This is a genomic window from Kitasatospora sp. NPDC053057 (assembly GCF_044546945.1).
In the GTDB taxonomy this organism is placed as follows: domain Bacteria; phylum Actinomycetota; class Actinomycetes; order Streptomycetales; family Streptomycetaceae; genus Kitasatospora.
Window position 1 is genome coordinate 1 of sequence record NZ_JBITZP010000136.1, and the last position, 1,581, is coordinate 1,581.

1 protein-coding gene is annotated in these 1,581 nt (G+C 70.5%); it reads left to right on the plus strand.

The features are described from left to right. Positions 1 to 125: 125 nt before the first annotated feature. Positions 126 to 1,571: an NF041680 family putative transposase gene (locus ACIG5E_RS39430; protein WP_396542140.1), complete on the plus strand. Its 1,446-nt coding sequence runs from the start codon at positions 126 to 128 to the stop codon at positions 1,569 to 1,571. Positions 1,572 to 1,581 lie beyond the last annotated feature (10 nt).

A 1,581-nucleotide genomic window follows, 5' to 3' on the forward strand; every position in this document is an offset into this window, starting at 1 on the left:
CTTGCCGTTTAACCTCGGCGGTCACTCGACCTGCTGAGATCTCCGGGATTCGGCAGCACGTGACGCGGCCGTTCTTCACGCTTCGAGATGTCGAGTAACGAAGTGCGAGAGAACGGCCGCTGCGTATGAGTCTCCCGGTCGACGCGCCCGTAGGCCAGGCGTTGGGCCTGTTGTCCCGCTTTCGGGTCGAGTTCTACGAATCTCTCTACGCCCGCGCGGACGCGCTCTTCGAGCTCACGGACGCTGTGCTGTGCGCGGACGGGCCGGTGAAGACCCTGGTCGAGCTGTCGCTGGCGGTCGAGCACCGGAGGGGGCACGGCGCCCTGTATTCGGCGCTGGACCGGGGCTGGCTGGAGCCGGCGCGGTTGCGTCGCGCGTTGACCAGTCTCCCGCTACCGAAGGCGGCCGATGGGCGGATCGTGCTGGCCGTGGACGTGAGTAACTGGCTCCGGCCCGATGCTCCGACCAGCGAGGACCGGCTTTTCTGCCACGTCTACGGACGCGGCGACCGCAGCACAGACCAGTTTGTCCCCGGTTGGCCGTACTCCTTCGTCGCCGCCCTGGAGTCCGGCCGCACCTCCTGGGTCGGGCTTCTGGACGCCGTGCGACTTGGGCCGGCGGACGATGCCACGCTCGTGACCGCCGCCCAACTGCGGGACGTCGTCGAGCGGTTGGCCCAGGCCGGGCAATGGCACGACGGCGATCCGGAGATCCTCATCGTCATGGACTCCGGCTATGACGTCGCCTACCTCTCCCACGCCCTCGCGGACCTGCCGGTCATCCTGGTCGGACGCCTGCGCTCGGACCGCGTCATGCTCCGCGACCCGGGCTCCGCGCGCTCCGGGCCGAAGGGCGGCCGGCCCCGCAAGCACGGCGGCGTCCTGGCCTTCGCCAGGCCGGACAGTTGGCACCAGCCCGACGTCATCACCGCCACGGACACCACCCGCTACGGCACCGCCGAGGCGATCGCCTGGGACCGGATGCATCCGAGGCTGACCCACCGCGGGCCCTGGCTGGAACACGCGAAGGAGGAACTGCCCATCCTCCATGGCACGTTGATTCGCCTGAAGGTCGAGCGCCTGCCGGGCGACCGCGCCCCGAAGCCGGTCTGGCTGTGGTGCTCGGTCACCGCCGCCACACCGGCGGACGTGGACCGCTGGTGGCAGGCATTCCTCCGCAGATTCGACCTGGAGCACACCTTCCGGCTGATGAAGCAGACCCTCGGCTGGACCGCCCCGAAGATCCGCCACGCCGACACCGCCGACCTGTGGACCTGGCTGATCGTCGCCGTCCACGCCCAGCTCCGCCTCGCTCGGCCGCTGGCCGAGGATCTTCGCCGCCCTTGGGAGCGACCCGCCGAACCCCGCCGCCTCACCCCCGCCCGGGTCCGCCGGGGGTTTCGCAACGTCCGAGCGGCGGCAGCCTGCCCGGCGGCCGCACCGAAACCGTCCCGCCCCGGCCCCGGGCGGCCTCCCGGCTCGAAGAACAAGCAGCGAGCCAGGCGCCACGACGTCGGCAAGACCGTCAAACGCGCCGAGTCGATCAAGGAACACCAAGCCCGCCGAGGTTAAACGGCAAGCT